This window comes from Streptomyces bohaiensis, assembly GCF_012033785.1.
Lineage (GTDB): Bacteria > Actinomycetota > Actinomycetes > Streptomycetales > Streptomycetaceae > Streptomyces > Streptomyces bohaiensis.
Map to the genome: position 1 here is coordinate 1 of NZ_JAAVJC010000079.1, position 19,243 is coordinate 19,243.

Here is a 19,243-nt window from a genome sequence, read left to right on the forward strand (position 1 = left end):
ACCTGGACGCGCTCCGGAACCAGGTGGCCCAGCACCCCGGCACCACCGCCGCGCCCACCGCCGTGTCACCGGAGCACCCCCCTGCCGCCCCCGGCCGCCCCCCCCCCCCCCCCCCCCCCCCCCGTCGCTCCGGCCGTGCTCCCGGCGCGTCGGCCGCGAGCGCGGGCTCACCCGCCGGAGGGCGGGGCTGTGTCACTTCTTGCGGCGACGGCCGCCCTTCTGCGCCTTGCGGCGCTCCGCCCGGCCGGTGCCCTCGGTGGTGCTGCCGCCCGCCGCGTCGAAGTCGCCCTCGACCACACCGCCCTCGCCGTCGACCGACGGAGCGGAGAAGTGCAGCCGGTCGGTGCGCTGCGGCGCCTCCAGCCCCTTGGCCTTGATCGCGGGGGTCTCCACCGCGCGGGGGGCCTTCTCGCCCTCGGAGACCGGGACCTCCTCGACCTTCCGCTCGACCTGGACCTCCAGGTTGAACAGGTAGCCGACCGACTCCTCCTTGATCGCCTCCATCATGGCGGTGAACATGTCGAAGCCCTCGCGCTGGAACTCCACCACGGGGTCGCGCTGCGCCATGGCGCGCAGCCCGATGCCCTCCTGGAGGTAGTCCATCTCGTAGAGGTGCTCACGCCACTTGCGGTCGAGCACGGAGAGGACGACGCGGCGCTCCAGCTCGCGCATGACCTCCGAACCCAGCTCCTTCTCCCGGGCGTCGTACTGGTCCCAGACGTCCTTCTTGACCGACTCGGCGATGAACTCCGCCGTCAGCCCCTCCCGGTCGCCGACGGCGTCGTCCAGCTCCTCCACCGTGACCGCGATGGGGTACAGCTGCTTGAACGCACCCCACAGCCGGTCGAGGTCCCACTCCTCCGCGAACCCCTCGACCGTCTCGGCCTGCACGTAGGCGTCGATGGTGTCGTCCATGAAGAACCGGATCTGCTCGTGCAGGTCCTCGCCCTCCAGGACCCGGCGGCGCTCGGTGTAGATCACCTCGCGCTGGCGGTTGAGGACCTCGTCGTACTTGAGGACGTTCTTGCGGATCTCGAAGTTCTGCTGCTCGACCTGGCCCTGCGCCGAGGCGATCGCGCGGGTCACCATCTTGTTCTCGATGGGGACGTCGTCCGGCACGTTGGCCATCGACATCACGCGTTCGACCATGGCCGCCTTGAACAGCCGCATCAGGTCGTCGCCGAGCGAGAGGTAGAAGCGGGACTCGCCGGGGTCGCCCTGCCGGCCGGAGCGGCCGCGCAGCTGGTTGTCGATCCGGCGCGACTCGTGGCGCTCGGTGCCCAGCACGTAGAGACCGCCGAGCTCCTTGACCTCGTCGTTCTCCGTGGCCACGGAGCGCTCGGCGCGCTCCAGCGCCTCGGGCAGCGCGGCCGCCCACTCCTCCAGGTGCTCGACGGGGTCCAGCCCCTTGGCGCGCAGCTCCGACTCGGCGATGTCGTCGGGGTTGCCGCCGAGCTTGATGTCGGTGCCACGACCGGCCATGTTGGTGGCCACCGTCACGGCTCCGCGACGCCCCGCCTTGGAGACGATCGACGCCTCCCGCTCGTGGTTCTTCGCGTTGAGCACCTCGTGCCGCACCCCGCGCTTGTTGAGCTGCTGCGAGAGGTACTCGGACTTCTCCACGGAGGTGGTACCGACGAGCACCGGCTGCCCGGTGGCGTGCTTCTCCACGACGTCCTCGACGACCGCCGCGAACTTGGCGACCTCGGTCCGGTAGATCAGGTCCGCCTGGTCGACACGGGCCTGGCCCCGGTGGGTCGGGATCGGCACCACGCCGAGCTTGTAGATCTGGTGCAGCTCCGCGGCCTCGGTCATCGCCGTACCGGTCATGCCGGCGAGGGTGTCGTAGAGGCGGAAGTAGTTCTGGAGGGTGATCTTGGCGAGGGTCTGGTTCTCGTCCTTGATCTTCACGCCCTCCTTCGCCTCGATCGCCTGGTGCATGCCCTCGTTGTAGCGGCGGCCGGCGAGGATGCGGCCGGTGTGCTCGTCGACGATCACGACCTCGCCGTCGACGACGACGTAGTCCTTGTCGGCCTTGTACAGCTCCTTCGCCTTGATGGCGTTGTTGAGGTAGCCGACGAGGGGCGTGTTGACCGACTCGTAGAGGTTGTCGATGCCGAGCCAGTCCTCGACCTTCGCCACACCGGCGTCGTGGATGGCGACGGTGCGCTTCTTCTCGTCCACGTCGTAGTCGCCGGTCTCGGCGACCTGGCGGGAGGGGACCGCGGGCTCGCCCTTGTCCAGTCGCTTGACCAGCTTCGCGAAGTCGGCGTACCACTTCGTCGCCTGGTCCGCGGGGCCGGAGATGATCAGCGGGGTCCTGGCCTCGTCGATGAGGATCGAGTCCGCCTCGTCGACCACGGCGAAGAAGTGGCCGCGCTGCACCAGTTCGTCCTTCGACCACGCCATGTTGTCGCGCAGGTAGTCGAAGCCGAACTCGTTGTTGGTGCCGTGCGTGATGTCGCAGGCGTACTGCTCGCGGCGCTTGGCCGGCGGCATGCCGCCGGTGATGCACCCCACGGACAGCCCGAGGAACTTGTGCACCCGGCCCATCCACTCGGAGTCGCGCTGCGCGAGGTAGTCGTTGACCGTGATCTGGTGGACACCCTTGCCGGCGAGGGCGTTGAGGTAGGCCGGCAGGGTCGAGACCAGGGTCTTGCCCTCACCGGTCTTCATCTCGGCGACATGGCCGAGGTGCATGGCCGCGCCGCCCATGATCTGCACGTCGTAGTGGCGCTGGCCCAGGACCCGCTTGGCCGCCTCGCGGACGGTGGCGAAGGCCTCGGGCATCAGGTCGTCGAGCGTCTCTCCCCCGGCGAGACGTTCCCGGTACTCGTCCGTGAGAGCCCGCAGTTCCGCATCCGTCAGGTTCAGGAAGTCCTCTTCAATGGAGTTGACCTGATTGGCGATGCGGTGCAGCTTGCGGAGGATCTTTCCTTCGCCTGCTCGCATGAGCTTGTTGAAGACGGACACGAGGGCTTGTCTCCTTGCCGGTCGGATGCTTGGGCGCGGCTTCCCGACAGCGCGGGGCCCCGCGCCGCACCGGCCATCGTATGCGAGGGCACAGCGGGGTGTCAGTGCTGCGCCCTACGATCCACCCTATGACCACCGCACCCCTGCAGCTGACCACGGACGAGGCACGGCGGATCGCGCTGCGTGCGCAGGGCCTGCTCGGTGCCCCGGACAGACGGGCGGGCGTGCGGGGTGTGCTGCGACGGCTGGGCGCGGTCCAGCTCGACACCATCTCGGTGCTGGCGCGCTCGCACGAGCTGGTCCCCTACGCCCGGCTCGGCCCCGTCGGCCGGGAGGCGGTGGAGACCGCCTACTGGTCGGGTGGGACCGCCTTCGAGTACTGGTCGCACGCCGCGTGCGTGCTGCCGATCGATCAGTGGCCGCTGTTCGCGTTCCGCCGGCGCGCCTTCCGGGCCCGGGGCCACCGCTGGCACCACCTGGAGGACCGTGAGCGCAGCGTGGCCGCGGTCCGCGAGCGGCTGGCCGCCGAGGGCCCGCTGACCGCCTCCGAGCTCGGCGGCGCCAAGCGCGGCGGCCCCTGGTGGGACTGGTCGCAGACGAAGATCGCGGTGGAGTGGATGCTGGACACCGGCGAGGTCGTGTGCGCCCGCCGCCAGGGGTGGAAGCGCGTCTACGACCTCGCGGAGCGCGCCGTCCCCGCGGCGCTCCGCCACGACGACCTCGACGACGCGGCCTGCGTGCGGCGACTGGTCGGCCAGGCGGGTGCGGCGCTCGGCGTCGCCACCGAGGCCGACCTCGCCGACCACCACCGGCTGCGGGCCCGCGAGGTCGCCGCCGCGGTCCCCGACTCGGGGCTGGTCCGGGTGACGGTCGCCGGCTGGCCCGACCGCGGTGCCCGCAACCGCGCCTGGGCGGACCCGGCCGCGCTGGCGTCCGCGGCGCGGGGGCGGCACCGCACCACTCTGCTGTCGCCCTTCGACTCGCTGGTGTGGGACCGCGCCCGGACCGAGCGACTCTTCGGCATGACCCACCGGCTGGAGGCGTACGTGCCCGCTCCCGCGCGGCGGTTCGGCTACTTCGCGATGCCGGTGCTGGCGGGCGGCCGGCTCGTCGCCCGGGTCGACCCCGCCCGGGAGGGCGGGGTGCTCGTCGCCCGGCACGTGACGATGGAGGACGCCGGAGGTCGGACCGAGCGCGCCGCCGCGCAGGTCGCCGACGCGCTGCGGGAGGCGGCGGGCTGGGTCGGCTGCGGCGAGGTCCGCGTGGAGCGGGTCACGCCGCAGGCGGCGCGGCCCGCGCTCGTCGCGGCGGTCGCCGGTGGCTGAGGTCGCCGCGGGCTGAGTCCGCCGCGGGGCCCGGCCGGCGCCGGGGCTGCGGTCAGCCGTTCTCCAGGTCGAGGATCTTCTCGCGCATCGCGTAGACGACCGCCTCCATGCGGGAGTGGAGCTGGAGCTTCTCCAGGATGTTGCGGACGTGGTTCTTCACGGTGTTCTCGCTGATGAAGAGCACCCGGGCGATGTCCCGGTTGTTCCGCCCGGTGGCGACGAGTCGCAGCACCTCGAGCTCACGGCCGGTCAGCCGCGGCGCGGGCACCAACCGCTGGTCCTCACCGTTGCGTTGGATCATCGACTTGAACTCGGTGAGCAGCTTCGCGGCCATCGACGGACTGATCTGCGACTGACCGTCCGCGACCGCACGGATCGCCGCCGTCACCTCGTCCGTGGAGATCTCCTTCAGCAGGTAGCCGGTCGCGCCCGCCTTGATGGCGTCGTAGAGGTCGGCCTCCTCGTCGCTGATCGTCAGCATGATGATCCGCGCGCTCGGGGCGACCTCCTTGATGGTGGTGCACGCCTCGATCCCGCCGCGCCGCGGCATCCGCACATCCATGAGGACGATGTCGGGCAGCAGGTCGGCGGCCTTCTCCACCGCCTCGGCGCCGTCGCCGGCCTCGCCGACGACCTCGATGTCCTCCTCCTGCGCGAGGACGATCTCCAGCCCCCGCCGGAACAGCTCGTGGTCATCCACGACGAGTACCCGGATCGGGTCGCGGGGCTGCTGCCCGGAGGCCGGGGACCGACCGTCCGGCCCGGGGCCGCCGTGCGCGCCCGGCCCCATCGTCGGTCCGAAGCCCTCGACCATCTGCACTCCCCCTGCGCACCTTCCCTCACCGGCTCACCGTGACCGGCCGGACACCCCTCATGATTCCACGACGGCGCCCCCGGCCGGATCGACGGATTCGGCCAAGGGCGCCGGAGGAGCGGGCTTCACCCGCAGGGGTGGCGGTGTTCGGCACCACCGGGGGCTCGCGGGGGGGCGCGGCGACCGGCGCGCGGTCACCGTCGGGCGCTGGGGGGTGTCACCCCGCCAGCGCGTCCCCCGCCTCCTGCGGCTCGTTGACCGCGAGCGGGTCGGTCTCCAGCCGGATCACGCCGTAGTCGTAGGCGTGCCGCCGGTACACCACGCTGGGCTGCTTGGTGTCGGCCTCCACGAACAGGTAGAAGTCGTGGCCCACGAGTTCCATCTCGTAGAGCGCCTGGTCGAGGGACATGGGCGCCGCGCCGTGCACCTTCTCGCGGACGACCAGCGGTCCGTCGCCGTCGACCTCCAGCGGACCCGCGCGGTGCTGCTCGGGGCGCTCCTCGTCGACGTCGGCGGTGGGGCTCTCACCGAGCTCACCGTTGCCGTTGATGACGGCGGCACCCGCGACGACCGCCCCGACCTCGCTGGCCGGGATGCGGCGCTTGCCGCGCCGGGAGGTCCGCTTGTCGTGGCTCCGACGCAGCCGCGTCTCGAGCTTCTCCACCGCGAGGTCGAGCGCGCCGTAGGGGTCGGCCGCGGCCGCTTCGGCCCGGATCACCGGGCCGCGGTGGCGGAGGGTGATCTCGACCCGGTCCGACCGCCCCGCCTGCCGCGGGTTGGGCTCCTTGGACACCTCCACGTCGAGACGGATCACCTTGGAGTCGATCCTCTGGATCTTGTCAAGCTTCAGCTTGTCGGCCACGTGCCGCCGGAATCGGTCCGGCACCTCGGTCTTGCGGCCCTTGACGACGATGTCCACGCAGAACTCCGTTCCGGGCGGCCCCACTGACGAGGCGGTGGCGCGCCCTTGGGTGCACTCTTGCCGGACGGGCCGATCCGTGAGGCCGTTGCCCTCCGGCGACGTCGAGTTGCGGCTGTCACCTCCTTCTCCCCAGCCTCGGGGAGAGCATTCCCCTGGTGGCGGGGCGATGATGCTGCCACTCGTCACGGTGACAGGACCGGGTGTGGAGTTTCGGCGGGACCGGCGAAGCGATCCCTTCTCTCGAAAGTACCCCCAACGGTGGACCTCCGGCACCCTTACCGGCGCGTACCCCCGATCGGGTAACGCCACGGCGCCGCGATGACGGCCGCCGCGACGGGCGCCGCCCCCGCGGCGCCCAGCGCGCGGCAGGACTCCGCCAGCGTCGCGCCGGTGGTGAGCACGTCGTCGACCACCACCACCCGCCCCGGGCGCCGCCCCGGCGGAGCCGCGGCCAGGGCGTGGTCGAGGTTGGCGCGCCGGCCCCCGGCGTCCAGGCCGACCTGGTCGGCGACGGCCCGGCGGTGCCGCAGCAGCGGAGCCACGCCCACCCGCCGCCCCCGGGAGCGCAGTCGGCGCGCTGCAGCACAGCACACCCGGCGCAGCGGGTCGTGGCCGCGACGCGCCAGCGCCGACCGTGCCGAGGGAGCGGGGACCAGCAGCACGGGACCGTCCCGGACGGCGGGCCCGCACTGGGCGAGTGCGGCGTCGACCGCGGCTGCCAGCACGGCGCCCAGCGGGCGGCTCAGCGGCAAGGCGCCCCGCTCCTTGTGGGCCAGGAGCGCGCCGCGCAACACGCCGCCGTATCCACCGCCGCTCCACAGCGCGAGGGGGACGCCGGCCGGCGCCGGACGGACGTGAGCCGGGCGCAGCGACACCAACGCGTCGGCACACCGCCCGCAGAGCGGCCCGCCCTCGCCCTCGCAGCCCGCGCAGACCGCCGGGGCCACCAGCGCCGCCAACTCCTGCCAGCTGCCTCGCATGACTCCACCGTCGTCCGGCGGCACGGAGTCCGCAACCCCTGTGGACGGCGCCGGGCGCCGGGCCGCCGGAACGGGTCGGGGCGGCCCGGACGGGGAGGCGGGCGGACGGCGGGCGGGGCGGATCAGCCCGGGTACGCCGGGCTGGCACCCTCGGGGCTGACGATGCGCCAGGTCCCGTCCTGGTGCTGCCGCGCGATCCCGTCACCGGAGCGGGCCAGCAGCGGCTGCTCCTCCTGCTCGGAGGCGGCCACGCCCGTGATCTCGCTCGGCCCGGCGACGCTCGTCGCGTTGACGGTCGACCCGTCGGTGTTGACGTAGCTCATCTGCTCGGCGCCGCCCGGCGGCCGGCCGACGACGACCAGCCGGCTGCCGCCCGCCCACGCGACCGCGACCACGTTCTCCAGGTGCGGCGCGACCGGGCGCAGCCCCTCGACGCGCATCTGCAGTTGTTCCTCGTCGACCCAGCGCTCGATCCGGCCGAGTCGCAGGGTGGTGCGCTCCTCCTCGTCGCGCACCAGCAGGGCGATCCGCACCCCGTCGGAGGCGACACGCAGCGCCTCCACGGTGTCTCCCCCGCCGAGCCCCGCCACCTCGATCTCGGCGGCGCTGCCGGTCCCGCCGGTCATCCGCATCACCCGCGTCCCGCCGGCGTCGCGGTCCACGAACCACAGGTCGCCGAGCCCGTCCCAGCTGGGTGAGGAGATGCCGTCCTCCGGGCCGCCACCGGGTGCGGTGTGGACCGGCGGCCCGAGCGGGTCGGTGCCCGACAGCGCGTCGATGTAGAGCGAGGAGCCGTCGGCGGAGACAGCGGCCGCGCGCCGGCCGTCCCGGGCCACGGCGACCGAGCGCAGCGCGACCTCGCCCCTGCCGAGCGGACCGGCCACCGCCCGCGGGTCCCTTTCGTCCTCCACCACGGCGACCCGGCTGTCGTCGTCGATGAAGTACTGGCGGTCCTGCTCGCCGATGAGCAGCCCCGGGGCGGTGTCGCGGGCCTCGCCCGCGGTGAGCCCGCAGACGGTGCCGCTGCCGCCGGAGACGCGGACCTCGGTGACCTCGGAGGTCCCCAGGTCGCGCACGGTGTGGTAGAGCTGGGCCGCCATCCGGGAGCACGCGGCGGGCTGCACCGCGGCCGGGAGCCCGGTCAGCCGCACGGTCAGCACGCCCTCCTCGTCGACGGCCGGCCGGGAGCCGGGGACCAGGGCGACCTCGTCCGGGAACTGACTGCGAACCACCGGCTCCAGCCACTCGCTCGGCCCGGACAGGAGCGCCTTGACCGCCTCCCCGACCAGGTCGACCCGGTGCCGGAGATAGATCGGGTCGGCGACCAGGGTGCTGTTGGCCTGCGGGGTCGAGACGGCGGCGGTGGAGTGCGCCGCGAAGAAGTAGGTGCTCACCGAGCGGTAGATCCGGAGGAAGTCCTGCTCCCCCAGGATCAGGCCGTCGGGAAGGTCGTCGATGCGCCACTCCTCGTCGACCCGGCGCAGTTCGAACACCGCCCGGTGGGTGCCGTCGTCGGGCCGGTAGACGTGCTGCTCGTCGACGACGGCGAGCCGCTCGCCGCTGACCTCGAACCGGACGGTGCTGCCGTCCGGGGACGACTCGCCGGGCTCCGCGGGGAGCCCGGGGCCGTCGGAGAGGACCGAGGTCCCGGCCGACGGCCGCCAGGCGGCGTCGGCCTCCTGCGTCAGGTACTCCCGAGCGGTCGCGAAGTCGGCCTCGTCGCTGGTGACGGCCTCCAGGAATCCCCGCACGATCTGTTCGGGCTGCGCGCCCTGCTGCGGACTGACGCCGAACACCCGGACCTGGGAGTCGCCGTCGGACCGCACCGCCTGGTCCACCCGCTGCACGTCGCCACCGCCGGGCATCGAGGCGCACCCCGGGACGAGCAGCGCGCCGACGGCCAGCAGCACCACGCCGCGGCCCGCCCGGCGGACGGTCCCGCGGCGCCCCGGTATGGAGCGCCTGCCGTGCGGCGCTGCCGCCGCACGGGGGTGCCCCGTACGGCGCGGCGCGCCGCGGTTCCCGGTCTCAGCCACGCCGGACACCGCCTTCCTGTGCCGGTGCGGACGCGAGGACCGCGGCGGGTTCGTCACCGCGCGGCGCCCCGGCTGCGGCCGCCGCGTCCCGGGCGGCCGCGGAGTCCGCGGGGACCAGTTCGATCGGGGAGCCGCGCAACGGCGCCCCGACCGTCCCGGGCAGCGTCAGCCGGAAGTGCGCGCCGCCGCCCGGCTCGCCCCAGGCGTCGAGTCGACCGCCGTGGAGATGGGCGTCCTCGGCGGCGATGGACAGCCCCAGACCGGTGCCCCCGGTGGTACGGGCACGGGCGGGGTCGGCCCGCCAGAAGCGGTTGAAGACCCGCTCGGCCTCGCCGGGGTGGAGGCCGATGCCGTAGTCGCGCACCGCCACCGCCACCGCGTCGCCCTCGCGGGGCGAGGTCGCGAGACGGACCACCACGTCCCTGCCCTCGCCGTGTTCGACGGCGTTGTCCACGAGGTTGCGCAGCACCCGCTCGATCCGGCGGGCGTCGACCTCGGCGACCACCGGACTCTCCTCGCCGAGCACCACCAGCCTGCTCCCCTTGCGGTCGGCCAGCGGCTCGGCGCCCTCGACGACCCGGCGGACCACGGCGCGCAGATCGGTGGAGTCCGCCTCCAGCAGCGCGGCGCCGGCGTCGAACCGGCTGATCTCCAGCAGGTCGGCCAGCAGCGACTCGAAGCGGTCCAGCTGGTCGATGAGCAGTTCGGCCGAGCGCCCGGTCACGGCGTCGAACTCGTCCTTGGACTGGTGGATGATGTCGGCCGCCATCCGGACGGTGGTCAGCGGCGTGCGCAGCTCGTGGGAGACGTCGGAGACGAACCGCCGCTGCATCCGCGACAGCTCCTCCAGCTGATGGATCTTGGTCTGCAGGTTGCGGGCCATCTTGTTGAACGACTCGCCCAGCCGGGCGATGTCGTCCTCTCCGCTGACCTTCATCCGCTCCTGCAACCGCCCGGCCGCCAGCCGCTCGGCGATCCGCGCCGCCATCCGCACCGGCGTGACGACCTGCCGCACCACCAGCCAGGCGATCGCGCCCAGCAGCGCGACGAGGAACACCCCGGCGGTGGCGATGGTGCCCTTGACCAGCGCCAGCGACTTCTCCTCCTGCGTGAACGGGAAGAGGTAGTAGAGCTGGTACTGGTTGCCGTGGTTGTCGTTGAGCCGCTTCCCGACGACCAGCGCCGCCTCGGAGGTGCCGTCGGGCCGGACCACGGTGCCGTACTGCCGCTGCGGGACCAGTTCCGCGTCCACGGCGGCCCGCAGCTCCGCCGAGATGCTCTCCTCCGGCCGGACGTCCCGGGAGGCCCGCGGCCCGCGCGGCGCCCCCGGGGTCCCCTCCCCGACGGTGGCGGCCGTCCGCTCGCTGGGGAGCGCCACCACGGAGTAGACGCCCTGCCCGCCGCTGGCGAGCTGCTGCACCATGCCGGTCAGCCAGACGCCCGGGTCGACCACCCGGCCGTCGAGCACGTCCTCACCGGCGCCCGCCGCGTCCGCGGCGACGGCGAACCCGCCCTCGGCCTGGCTCTGGGCCGTCTGCCGCTTGGCGTCCAGCAGCCCGTTGCGGACCTGCCCGATGACGACGACCCCCAGCACCAGCACGACGGCCAGCGAGAGCAGCAGCGTCGAGGCGACGACCCGCAGCTGGATGTTGCGCCGCCACAACCGGGTCACCGGCAGCAGCGGCCCCCGGGCCAGCCGCCCGACGATGCGCATGGCGGGCTGCGCCCGGCTGCCGGTGGCCCCTTCGGGCAGCAGCCGGGCGTTCCGCCAGGAGCGCCCGGGGGTCAGCGACACGTCAGCTGAATCCGGCCTTGTAGCCGACACCCCGGACGGTCACCACGATCTCGGGGCGCTCCGGGTCGCGCTCGATCTTGGAACGCAGCCGCTGCACGTGCACGTTGACCAGCCGGGTGTCCGCGGCGTGGCGGTACCCCCACACCTGCTCCAGCAGCACCTCGCGCGTGAAGACCTGCCAGGGCTTGCGCGCGAGTGCGACCAGCAGGTCGAACTCCAGCGGGGTCAGCGAGATCGGCGCCCCCGCACGCTTCACGGAGTGGCCGGCGACGTCGATGACGAGGTCCCCGATGGCCAGCTGCTCGGGGGCCGGCTCCTCCGAGCGGCGCAACCGCGCACGGATCCGGGCGACCAGTTCCTTCGGCTTGAACGGCTTGACGACGTAGTCGTCGGCCCCGGACTCCAGGCCCACCACCACGTCCACGGTGTCGCTCTTGGCGGTCAGCATCACGATCGGGATGCCGGACTCGGCGCGGATCAGCCGGCAGACCTCGATGCCGTCGCGTCCCGGGAGCATCAGGTCCAGCAGGACCAGGTCCGGCTTGACCTCCCTGAACGCGGCGAGCGCCTTGTCGCCGTCCGCCACGAACGACGGCTCGAAGCCCTCGCCGCGCAGCACGATCCCCAGCATCTCCGCCAGAGCGGTGTCGTCGTCGACGACGAGTACGCGTCCCTTCATGCCTTCATCATCCCATCAGCTTGCCGCAGCTCCGTCGCACGTGGACCCTCGTGGCCCGCCGCGAGCCGCCGCACCTCCGTCGGACGGAGGGCGCCGCGCTCGGTGACCAGCGCGGAGACCAGTTCCGGCGGGGTCACGTCGAAGGCGGGGTTGTGCACGGCGACCCCCGCCGGGGCGTGGCGGCCGTCACCGCTCCCGGTGACCTCCTCCGCACCACGCTGCTCGATGGCGATGTCCGCGCCCCGGGCCGTGTCGAGGTCGACAGTACTGACCGGCGCCACCACGACGAACGGCACCCCGTGGTGGCGGGCGAGCACCGCCAGCGGATAGCTGCCGACCTTGTTGGCGACCGAGCCGTCCGCGCTGACACGGTCCGCGCCGATGAGCACGGCGTCGACCGCGCCCGCGGCGAAGAGGGACCCCGCGGCGTTGTCGGCGAGCAGCGTGTGGGGCAGCCCCCAGCGGGCGGCCTCCCAGGTCGTGAGCCGCGCCCCCTGGAGCAGCGGCCGCGTCTCGTCGATCCACAACCGCTCCAGCCGTCCCGCGGCGTGGGCGGCGCGGACCACGGCGAGCGCCGTGCCGTCCCCGCCGGAGACGAGAGCACCGGTGTTGCAGTGGGTCAGCAGCCGCCAGCCGGTCTCCCGGGCGGGCAGCAGACCGGCGAGCAGGTCCAGTCCGTGACCGGCCATGGCCGCGCTGGCGCGGGCGTCCTCGGCGTGCAGCTCCCGGGCCGCACCGAGGGCGGCCGCCGCGGCGTCACCCGGCCCGGCCGCCCGCCACGCGGCACGCGCACGCTCGACGCCGACGCGCAGGTTCACCGCGGTGGGGCGCGCCCCGGCCAGGTCGTCGGCGGCGGCCTCGACGTCGTCGCCCCGCTCCGCCGCGAGCGCCACGCCGTAGGCGCCGGCGATCCCCAGCACGGGTGCGCCGCGCACGGCGAGCTCGCGGACGGCCGCGACCAGCGCGGGGACGTCCCGGCACCACCGTTCCTCCTCGCGCGCCGGCAGCCGGGTCTGGTCCAGCAGGACGACGGCGGGGCCGCCGTCCGCCCGGTCCGCCCACCGCAGGACCGCGGTCATGTCATCAGCCATCAGGACAGTGTGCCCGCAGTCGGCGCCCCGGCGGCAGGCCGAACGTCCCCGACACCGGCCCCGGTCCGCACCGTGGCCCACCGCGGGCGGTCTCGCGCGGTTGCCCGCCGCAGGCCGTGGGCAGGGGAACACGAGGGGTCACGCCCCCGTCCACGGCCCGACGTGCCGCGACGGACGGATGGGGCCAGGGGGGTTCACGAGGCGCGCGCCACGCACGGATCCGCTCCGCGGACCGGCATCGCAGGGCGCCCGCACCGCAGTGCCCTGGCCACGGCGTGGCACGATGTAGGCCGAGGCGTGTGAAGGAGCGATGGATGAACGACCGCTGGACCCCGCCGGGCGACCCGGCACCGGGGGAGGGTCCCGACGAGAACGGTCAGGGTCCGGCCCGGGGCGAGCAGCACTCCCTGGACAAGCAGACCCCGCCACCGCAGGGCTGGGGCGGCGACCAGGGCCCGCAGCAGAGCTGGAGCACGCCCCCCGGGGGCGGCCTGCCTCCGCACGGGGGTGAGCAGCACTGGAGCCAGGGCCCGGGCGGCTACGGCTGGAACAACGGCCCGCAGGGCTGGCAGCAGCCGCAGGCCGCCAAGCCCGGCGTCATCCCGCTGCGCCCGCTGGGGGTCGGCGAGATCCTCGACGGAGCCGTCTCCACCGCCCGCGCGCACTGGCGCCCGGTGCTCGCCATCGCCCTGGGGATCGCCCTCCTCACGGAGGCCATGGGCATCATCGCCTCCCGCCTCTGGCTCAACAACGACGCGATGGCCGCACTGGAGAACAACGCCGAGCCGACCGACCAGGAGGTCCTCGACGCGCTGTCGTCCGGTCTCTTCGCCGGCAGCCTCCTCGCCGTCACCGCCATGATCGGCTCGGTGCTCGCCACGGCGATGCTGACCATCGTCGTCAGCCGCGCCGTCCTCGGTCAGAACGTCACCGTCGGCGAGGCGTGGGCCGACTCCCGCGGCCGGCTGCTCCGGCTGTTCGGCCTGGTCGTCATGGTCGGCATCGCCACGGCCCTCCCCGTCATCGCGCTGGTGCTGATGACCGCCGCCACCGGCATGGGCCCGTTCATCGCCGTCGGCGTCATCGTCGGCCTGATCCTGTCCGTCTGGGTCTGGGTCAGCCTGTCGCTGGCCGCGCCGGCGCTCATGCTGGAACGGCAGGGCGTCTTCACCGCCATGCGCCGCTCGTGGCACCTGGTCACCGGATCGTGGTGGCGGGTCTTCGGCATCCAGCTGCTCATCCTGCTGTTGCTGCTGGTCGTCACCTCGATCGTCCAGGTCCCCACCACCATGCTCGCGGCGCTCTTCACCGAGTCGCCGTCGACGCTGGCGTTCAGCACCGAGTGGACCCCGCTGCTCATCAACGGTGTCGGCTCGGTCCTCGGTTCGGTCATCGGCCTGCCGCTGACCGCCGGGGTCACCGCGCTGCTGTACATGGACCGCCGCATCCGGCGCGAGGCACTGGACCTGGAGCTCGCGCGGGCCGCCGGCCTCGCCGACCCGGACACCCCTCCTGCCGGTCCCGCGTACTGACACCGAGCGGGCGCGGAACGACGGATGAGCGGGCAGGCCACCACGGGCCGCACAGCGAGGGGACGGTGAACGGATGACCACGGCGACCGCCGCGGCGCTGCTCGCCGTCCTCCCGGGGCTCGCCCCGGTCGACACCGACCGGGAGGCGGCCCGCGAGGCCGCCCGCCGCGAACTCTCCCGGCAGATCTACGCCGAGCACCGCCCCGGTCTGGTCCGGCAGGCGTTCGACTGGGTCTGGGAGCAGCTCGGGAAGCTGCTGAGCGTCGCCGTGGCGCCCGGCGGCTGGCTCGGCGTGCTGATCCTCGTCGCCGTCGCGGTCGCCCTGCTGGTCGCGCTGCGGCTGCGCCTGGGCCGGCTGCGCACGGGCGCGGGCGCGAGCGGCGGCCACGACGTGTTCGGCGACACCGTGCGGAGCGCGGCGGAGTACCGTGCCGCCGCCGACGCCCACGCCGCGGCCGGCGCCTGGCGCGAGGCGGTCCGCGACAGGATGCGCGCCCTGGTGCGCTCGCTGGAGGAACGCACCCTGCTCGACGCCCGCCCCGGCCGGACCGCCGACGAGGCGGCCACCGAGGCCGGCGCCGTGCTCCCCGAGCTCGCCGACCGCGTCCGGGCCGCCGCCGGGCTGTTCGACGCGGTCACCTACGGCGACGCGCCGGCCGCCGAGGACGACCACCGACGCCTGCAGGAGCTCGAGGAGACCGTGCGCCGCTCCCGACCGCGCCTGACCGGGCCGACCACACCGCCCGACGGCACCCCCTTCGCGGCGGCCCCGCGGTGACCGCCGCCGCCACCGCCGTCTCCCCCGACGCCCGCGCCCTGTGGCGCGGGGGCCGCGGGCCGTTGCTCGGCGTGGTGCTCGTCCTCCTCGCGGGCCTGGCCCTCGCCGTCCTGCGCTCCGGGGACGGCGGCGCCCTGCGCCACGACTCGCCCACCCCGGAGGGAGCGCTGGCGCTGACCACGCTGCTCGCCGAGGAGGGCGTGACGACGACACCCGTCGGTACCGCCGCGCGGGCCGGGCGGGAGCTCGGCCCGGAGACGACCCTGCTGGTCGCGTTCCCCAACGCCGTCCCCCCGAGCAGGCTGACCGACCTGCGCCGGGAGGCCGCCCGCGCCGGCGCCCGGCTCGTGCTGGTCTCGCCCGGCGAGGAGGCCGTGAGCCGGGTCGCGCCCGGCGTCGCGCTCGCCGGGGAGGCCGAGCTCCGCGACCGCGAGCCGGGGTGCGAGGACCCGACGGCACGCCGCGCGGGCTCCGCCACCCTCGGCGGCCGGGTCCTCGACCTCTCGGCGGCCGACGACGCCGCCGCCTGCTACGGCGAGGGCCCGCTCGCCACCGTCGCGGTCCTCGGCGCCACGGACGGGCCGGACGGCACCCGCGCCGAGACCGTGCTGCTCGGCTCCCCGGAGTTCCTGACCAACGACGCGCTCGCCGACGACGGCAACGCGGCCCTCGCCACAGGGCTGCTCGGCTCACGCGCCGACCTGCTCTGGTACGTGCCGGACGGTTCCGAACCGCCGCCGGAGCAGGACGAGCAGAGCCTGTTCGACCTCGCCGGCGACAACTGGCGCTGGGCCGCCGGCCAACTGGCGATCGCCGTGCTGCTCGCGGCGGTGTGGCGGATGCGGCGCCTGGGCCCGGCCGTCCCCGAACGGCTGCCGGTCCGCATCCGTGCGGCGGAGACGACCGAGGGCCGCGCCCGGCTCTACCACCGCGCAGGCGCCCGCGGCCGGGCGGCGGACGCGCTCCGGGAGTCGGCCCGCGCACACCTCGCCCCGCTCGTCGGAGTGCGCTCCGGCGCCGATGTCGCCGAGCTGGTGCGCGCGGTGGGTGACCGGACCGGTCGGCCCGCGGCGGAGGTCACGGCGCTGCTCGCCGGACCGGAACCGACCGACGACCCGGCGCTGATCGCGCTCGCAGACGACCTGGACGCGCTCCGGAACCAGGTGGCCCAGCACCCCGGCACCACCGCCGCGCCCACCGCCGTGTCACCGGAGCACCCCCCTGCCGCCCCGGGCCGCCCGCCCGCCCCACCGAAGAAGGACACCCCGTGACGGAAGAGACCACCGCCACCCACCGCGCCGCGCTGGAGGCCGTCCGCGGCGAGATCGCCAAGGCGGTCGTCGGGCAGGACGCCGCGGTCGCCGGCCTGGTCGTCGCCCTGCTGTGCCGGGGCCACGTGCTCCTGGAGGGTGTGCCGGGCGTCGCGAAGACGCTGCTGGTGCGGGCGCTGGCCGCTTCTCTCGAACTGGACACCAAGCGGGTGCAGTTCACCCCGGACCTGATGCCCAGTGACGTCACCGGCTCGCTGGTCTACGACGCGCGCACCGCGCAGTTCTCCTTCCAGGAGGGCCCGGTCTTCACCAACCTGCTGCTCGCGGACGAGATCAACCGGACGCCGCCGAAGACCCAGGCCTCGCTGCTGGAGGCGATGGAGGAGCGGCAGGTGTCGGTCGACGGCGCCCCGCGGCCGCTGCCCGAGCCGTTCCTGGTCGCCGCGACCCAGAACCCCGTGGAGTACGAGGGAACGTACCCGCTGCCCGAGGCGCAGTTGGACCGGTTCCTGCTGAAGCTGCACCTGCCGGTGCCGGAGCGGGAGCAGGAGATCACGGTCCTCCGTCGCCACGCCGACGGATTCAGCCCCGGCAACCTCGCCGCCGCCGGGGTGCGGCCGGTAGCGGGACCGGCCGAGCTGGCCGCAGCGCGGGAGGCCGTCGCCCGGGTCACCGTCACCGACGAGGTGGCCGGCTACATCGTCGACCTCTGCCGGGCGACGCGCGAGTCGCCGTCCCTGGCGATGGGCGCCTCCCCCCGCGGCGCCACCGCGCTGCTCTCCACCTCCCGGGCCTGGGCCTGGCTCTCCGGCAGGGAATTCGTGACCCCCGACGACGTGAAGGCGCTGGCGCTGCCGACCCTTCGCCACCGGCTGCGGCTGCGACCCGAGGCGGAGATGGAGGGTGTGGGCACCGACAGCGTGCTGAACGGCATCCTGTCCCGCGTCGCGGTCCCCCGCTGAGCCGCCGTCATGGCTCTTACCGGACGCGCCGCGCTCCTCGCCGCCCTCGGCGCGGTCGTCGCGTGGCTGGTCCCCGGCTGGCAGGGCATCGCACTGGTGACGATGCCCGTCGTGCTGCTGGTGCTGCTGGACCTCGCGCTGGCGGCGCCGGTGCGGCCGTTGCGGCTGGAACGGTCCGGAGCCACCTCGGTCCGGCAGGGCGAGGAGGCGCACGTCGGGCTGACGGTCGCCAACCCCTCCGGCCGGCCGCTGCGCGCGGAGGTGCGTGACGCCTGGCCGCCCAGCAGCTGGGCGCCCGGCACGTCCTACGAGGCGTCCCGCCATGCGCTGACCGTGCCGTCCGGGGAGCGCCGCCGGCTCACCACCGTGCTGGCACCCACCCGCCGCGGTGAGCGCCGCGCGGAGGTCGTCGCGGTCCGCTCCCACGGCCCGCTGGGCTTCGCCGCCCGGCAGGGCCGCCACCGGGTCCCGTGGTCGGTGCGGGTCCTGCCGCCGTTCCCTGCGCGGAAGCACCTGCCCGCCAAGCTGGCACGACTGCGGGAACTGGACGGCCGCACCTCGGTGCTGATCCGGGGCGAGGGCACCGAGTTCGACAGTCTGCGGCCGTACGTCGCCGGGGACGACGTGCGCTCCATCGACTGGCGGGCCACGGCACGCCAGTCCGAGGTCACGATCCGCACCTGGCGACCGGAGCGGGACCGGCACCTGCTGCTCGTGCTCGACACCGGCCGCACCGCCGCCGGACGCGTCGGGGACATCCCCCGTCTCGACGCGTCGATGGACGCGGCGCTGCTCCTGACCGCGCTCGCCTCGCGCGCCGGCGACCGTGTCGACCTGCTGGCCCACGACCGGACCACGCGGGCCTCCGTCCGGGGCCACAGCGGTCGCGACGTCCTCCCGGCAGTGACGCGCGCGCTGACCCCGCTGGAGCCCCGGCTGGTGGAGACCGACCCCCGGTCCCTGGTGGCCGCGGCGCTGGCGGCGGCGCCCCGCCGTTCCCTGGTGGTGCTCTTCACCTCACTGGACAGCAGCGTCCTGGAGGACGGCCTGCTGCCGGTGCTGCCGCGGCTGGTGCAGCGCCACAACGTCGTGGTGGCCTCCGTAGCCGACCCGGGTGTCGAGGAGATGGCCGCGGGCCGCGGCACGGTCACCGCCGTCTACGGCGCGGCCGCCGCCGCGCGCCACTCGGCGGAGCGGCACCGCGCGGCCGAGCTGCTGCGGCGGCTCGGCGCCGTCGTGGTGGACGCGGCTCCGGACCGGCTCCCGCCGGCGCTCGCCGACGCCTATCTGTCGCTGAAGGCGGCCGGGAAGCTCTGACCCGCCCCGGCGGGTGACGCCCGCCGGGGCGTCCCGCTCAGCGCTTCGCGTACCGCGGCGCCCGGAACGGCCACTCCTCCGCGAGCCAGCTCAGCACCGCCTCGTACAGCGGCAGGTCCAGTTCGGCGCGCTCTGCTCGGACCCAGGACCGCACCGCGGCGTCGTGGTCCGCGTCGTCCTCCCCTGCCGGGTGGATGTACACGCAGCCCAGGACGTCGCCGTCGTCGGTGTCGCCCGCGTCGGGCTGGAGCACCGCGTAGGTGAAGCCGACGCGCTGCGCAAACTCCTCGGCGTGCTGCCGCAGGTCGGCCAGGTTCTCCTCGGCCGTCATGCCCTCGGTGGGCCAGTCGCGGCCGGCGAACCCGGGCGTCGCGCGGATGTGCTCGATGCTGCCGGACCAGGCAGCGAGGTCGGCCGCGTTGTGCTCGGGCGCCAGCGGTTCCAGCCTGAACCGGTCCGTCTCCAGAGTCCGCGGAACGTCGAAGTCGGCAGGGACGAAGGGCTGTTCAGGGTCGTTCAGGGTGGTGCTGTCGGAAGCCATCCGCCGAGCGTAACCGAGGCACCGCCCCGCCGGCGGTAGCCGACAGCCAGACAACGCAGAAAAGGGCCCCACCGGAACCGGAGTTCCAGTGAGACCCTCTCCCACACAATTTGTTCGGCGGCGACCTACTCTCCCACACGGTCCCCCATGCAGTACCATCGGCGCTGAAAGGCTTAGCTTCCGGGTTCGAAATGTAACCGGGCGTTTCCCTCTCGCCATGACCACCG

At 74.4% G+C, this 19,243-nt stretch carries 15 protein-coding genes and 1 rRNA gene; 6 read left to right on the plus strand and 10 right to left on the minus strand.

Annotated elements, in window-relative coordinates:
- Positions 1-192: 192 nt before the first annotated feature.
- Positions 193-2,973, minus strand: coding sequence for a preprotein translocase subunit SecA (gene secA, locus HCN52_RS11605; RefSeq protein ID WP_168088345.1), 2,781 nt, complete (start codon positions 2,971-2,973; stop codon positions 193-195).
- A gap of 128 nt (positions 2,974-3,101) precedes the next feature.
- On the opposite strand from secA, the gene HCN52_RS11610 reads away from it, so the two are divergent.
- Positions 3,102-4,298, plus strand: a complete 1,197-nt coding sequence (locus HCN52_RS11610; RefSeq protein ID WP_168088346.1) for a winged helix-turn-helix domain-containing protein — start codon at positions 3,102-3,104, stop codon at positions 4,296-4,298.
- Positions 4,299-4,350: 52 nt separating this feature from the next.
- On the opposite strand, the gene HCN52_RS11615 is transcribed toward HCN52_RS11610, so the two are convergent.
- The 7 genes from HCN52_RS11615 to mtnA form a co-directional block, all read right to left on the minus strand.
- Positions 4,351-5,112 (minus strand): response regulator, encoded by a 762-nt coding sequence (locus HCN52_RS11615; RefSeq protein ID WP_168088356.1) that lies wholly within the window; start codon positions 5,110-5,112, stop codon positions 4,351-4,353.
- Positions 5,113-5,329: 217 nt separating this feature from the next.
- A complete protein-coding gene (gene hpf / locus HCN52_RS11620) occupies positions 5,330-6,031 on the minus strand; it encodes a ribosome hibernation-promoting factor, HPF/YfiA family (protein WP_168088347.1) in 702 nt (233 codons plus the stop codon).
- Positions 6,032-6,309: 278 nt separating this feature from the next.
- Positions 6,310-7,014 (minus strand): ComF family protein, encoded by a 705-nt coding sequence (locus HCN52_RS11625; protein WP_168088348.1) that lies wholly within the window; start codon positions 7,012-7,014, stop codon positions 6,310-6,312.
- A gap of 122 nt (positions 7,015-7,136) precedes the next feature.
- Complete coding sequence (locus HCN52_RS11630; RefSeq protein WP_168088349.1) at positions 7,137-9,050, minus strand: LpqB family beta-propeller domain-containing protein; 1,914 nt, start codon at positions 9,048-9,050, stop codon at positions 7,137-7,139.
- Positions 9,043-10,764, minus strand: coding sequence for an MtrAB system histidine kinase MtrB (mtrB, locus tag HCN52_RS11635; RefSeq protein ID WP_168088357.1), 1,722 nt, complete (start codon positions 10,762-10,764; stop codon positions 9,043-9,045). Before mtrB ends, HCN52_RS11630 begins: the two co-directional genes overlap by 8 nt.
- Positions 10,765-10,846: 82 nt before the next feature.
- Positions 10,847-11,524, minus strand: coding sequence for a two-component system response regulator MtrA (mtrA, locus tag HCN52_RS11640; protein WP_167932701.1), 678 nt, complete (start codon positions 11,522-11,524; stop codon positions 10,847-10,849).
- Positions 11,521-12,615 (minus strand): S-methyl-5-thioribose-1-phosphate isomerase, encoded by a 1,095-nt coding sequence (gene mtnA / locus HCN52_RS11645; protein WP_168088350.1) that lies wholly within the window; start codon positions 12,613-12,615, stop codon positions 11,521-11,523. The genes mtrA and mtnA overlap by 4 nt, the downstream gene beginning before the upstream one ends.
- A 314-nt stretch (positions 12,616-12,929) precedes the next feature.
- On the opposite strand from mtnA, the gene HCN52_RS11650 reads away from it, so the two are divergent.
- From HCN52_RS11650 to HCN52_RS11670, 5 genes are all read left to right on the plus strand, one after another.
- A complete protein-coding gene (locus HCN52_RS11650; RefSeq protein ID WP_168088351.1) occupies positions 12,930-14,147 on the plus strand; it encodes a DUF7847 domain-containing protein in 1,218 nt (405 codons plus the stop codon).
- 73 nt (positions 14,148-14,220) lie between these two features.
- Positions 14,221-14,925, plus strand: coding sequence for a DUF4129 domain-containing protein (locus tag HCN52_RS11655; RefSeq protein ID WP_168088352.1), 705 nt, complete (start codon positions 14,221-14,223; stop codon positions 14,923-14,925).
- Complete coding sequence (locus tag HCN52_RS11660) at positions 14,922-16,196, plus strand: DUF4350 domain-containing protein (RefSeq protein WP_209314428.1); 1,275 nt, start codon at positions 14,922-14,924, stop codon at positions 16,194-16,196. The genes HCN52_RS11655 and HCN52_RS11660 overlap by 4 nt, the downstream gene beginning before the upstream one ends.
- A complete protein-coding gene (locus tag HCN52_RS11665; protein ID WP_168088353.1) occupies positions 16,193-17,158 on the plus strand; it encodes an AAA family ATPase in 966 nt (321 codons plus the stop codon). Before HCN52_RS11660 ends, HCN52_RS11665 begins: the two co-directional genes overlap by 4 nt.
- Positions 17,159-17,167: 9 nt before the next feature.
- Positions 17,168-18,475: a DUF58 domain-containing protein gene (locus HCN52_RS11670; RefSeq protein ID WP_168088354.1), complete on the plus strand. Its 1,308-nt coding sequence runs from the start codon at positions 17,168-17,170 to the stop codon at positions 18,473-18,475.
- 37 nt (positions 18,476-18,512) lie between these two features.
- Here HCN52_RS11670 and HCN52_RS11675 read toward each other — a convergent pair whose 3' ends face one another.
- Positions 18,513-19,016, minus strand: a complete 504-nt coding sequence (locus HCN52_RS11675) for a GNAT family N-acetyltransferase (RefSeq protein ID WP_168088355.1) — start codon at positions 19,014-19,016, stop codon at positions 18,513-18,515.
- Between the two features lie 112 nt (positions 19,017-19,128).
- A 5S ribosomal RNA gene (gene rrf, locus HCN52_RS11680) occupies positions 19,129-19,243 on the minus strand; the annotation flags it as partial.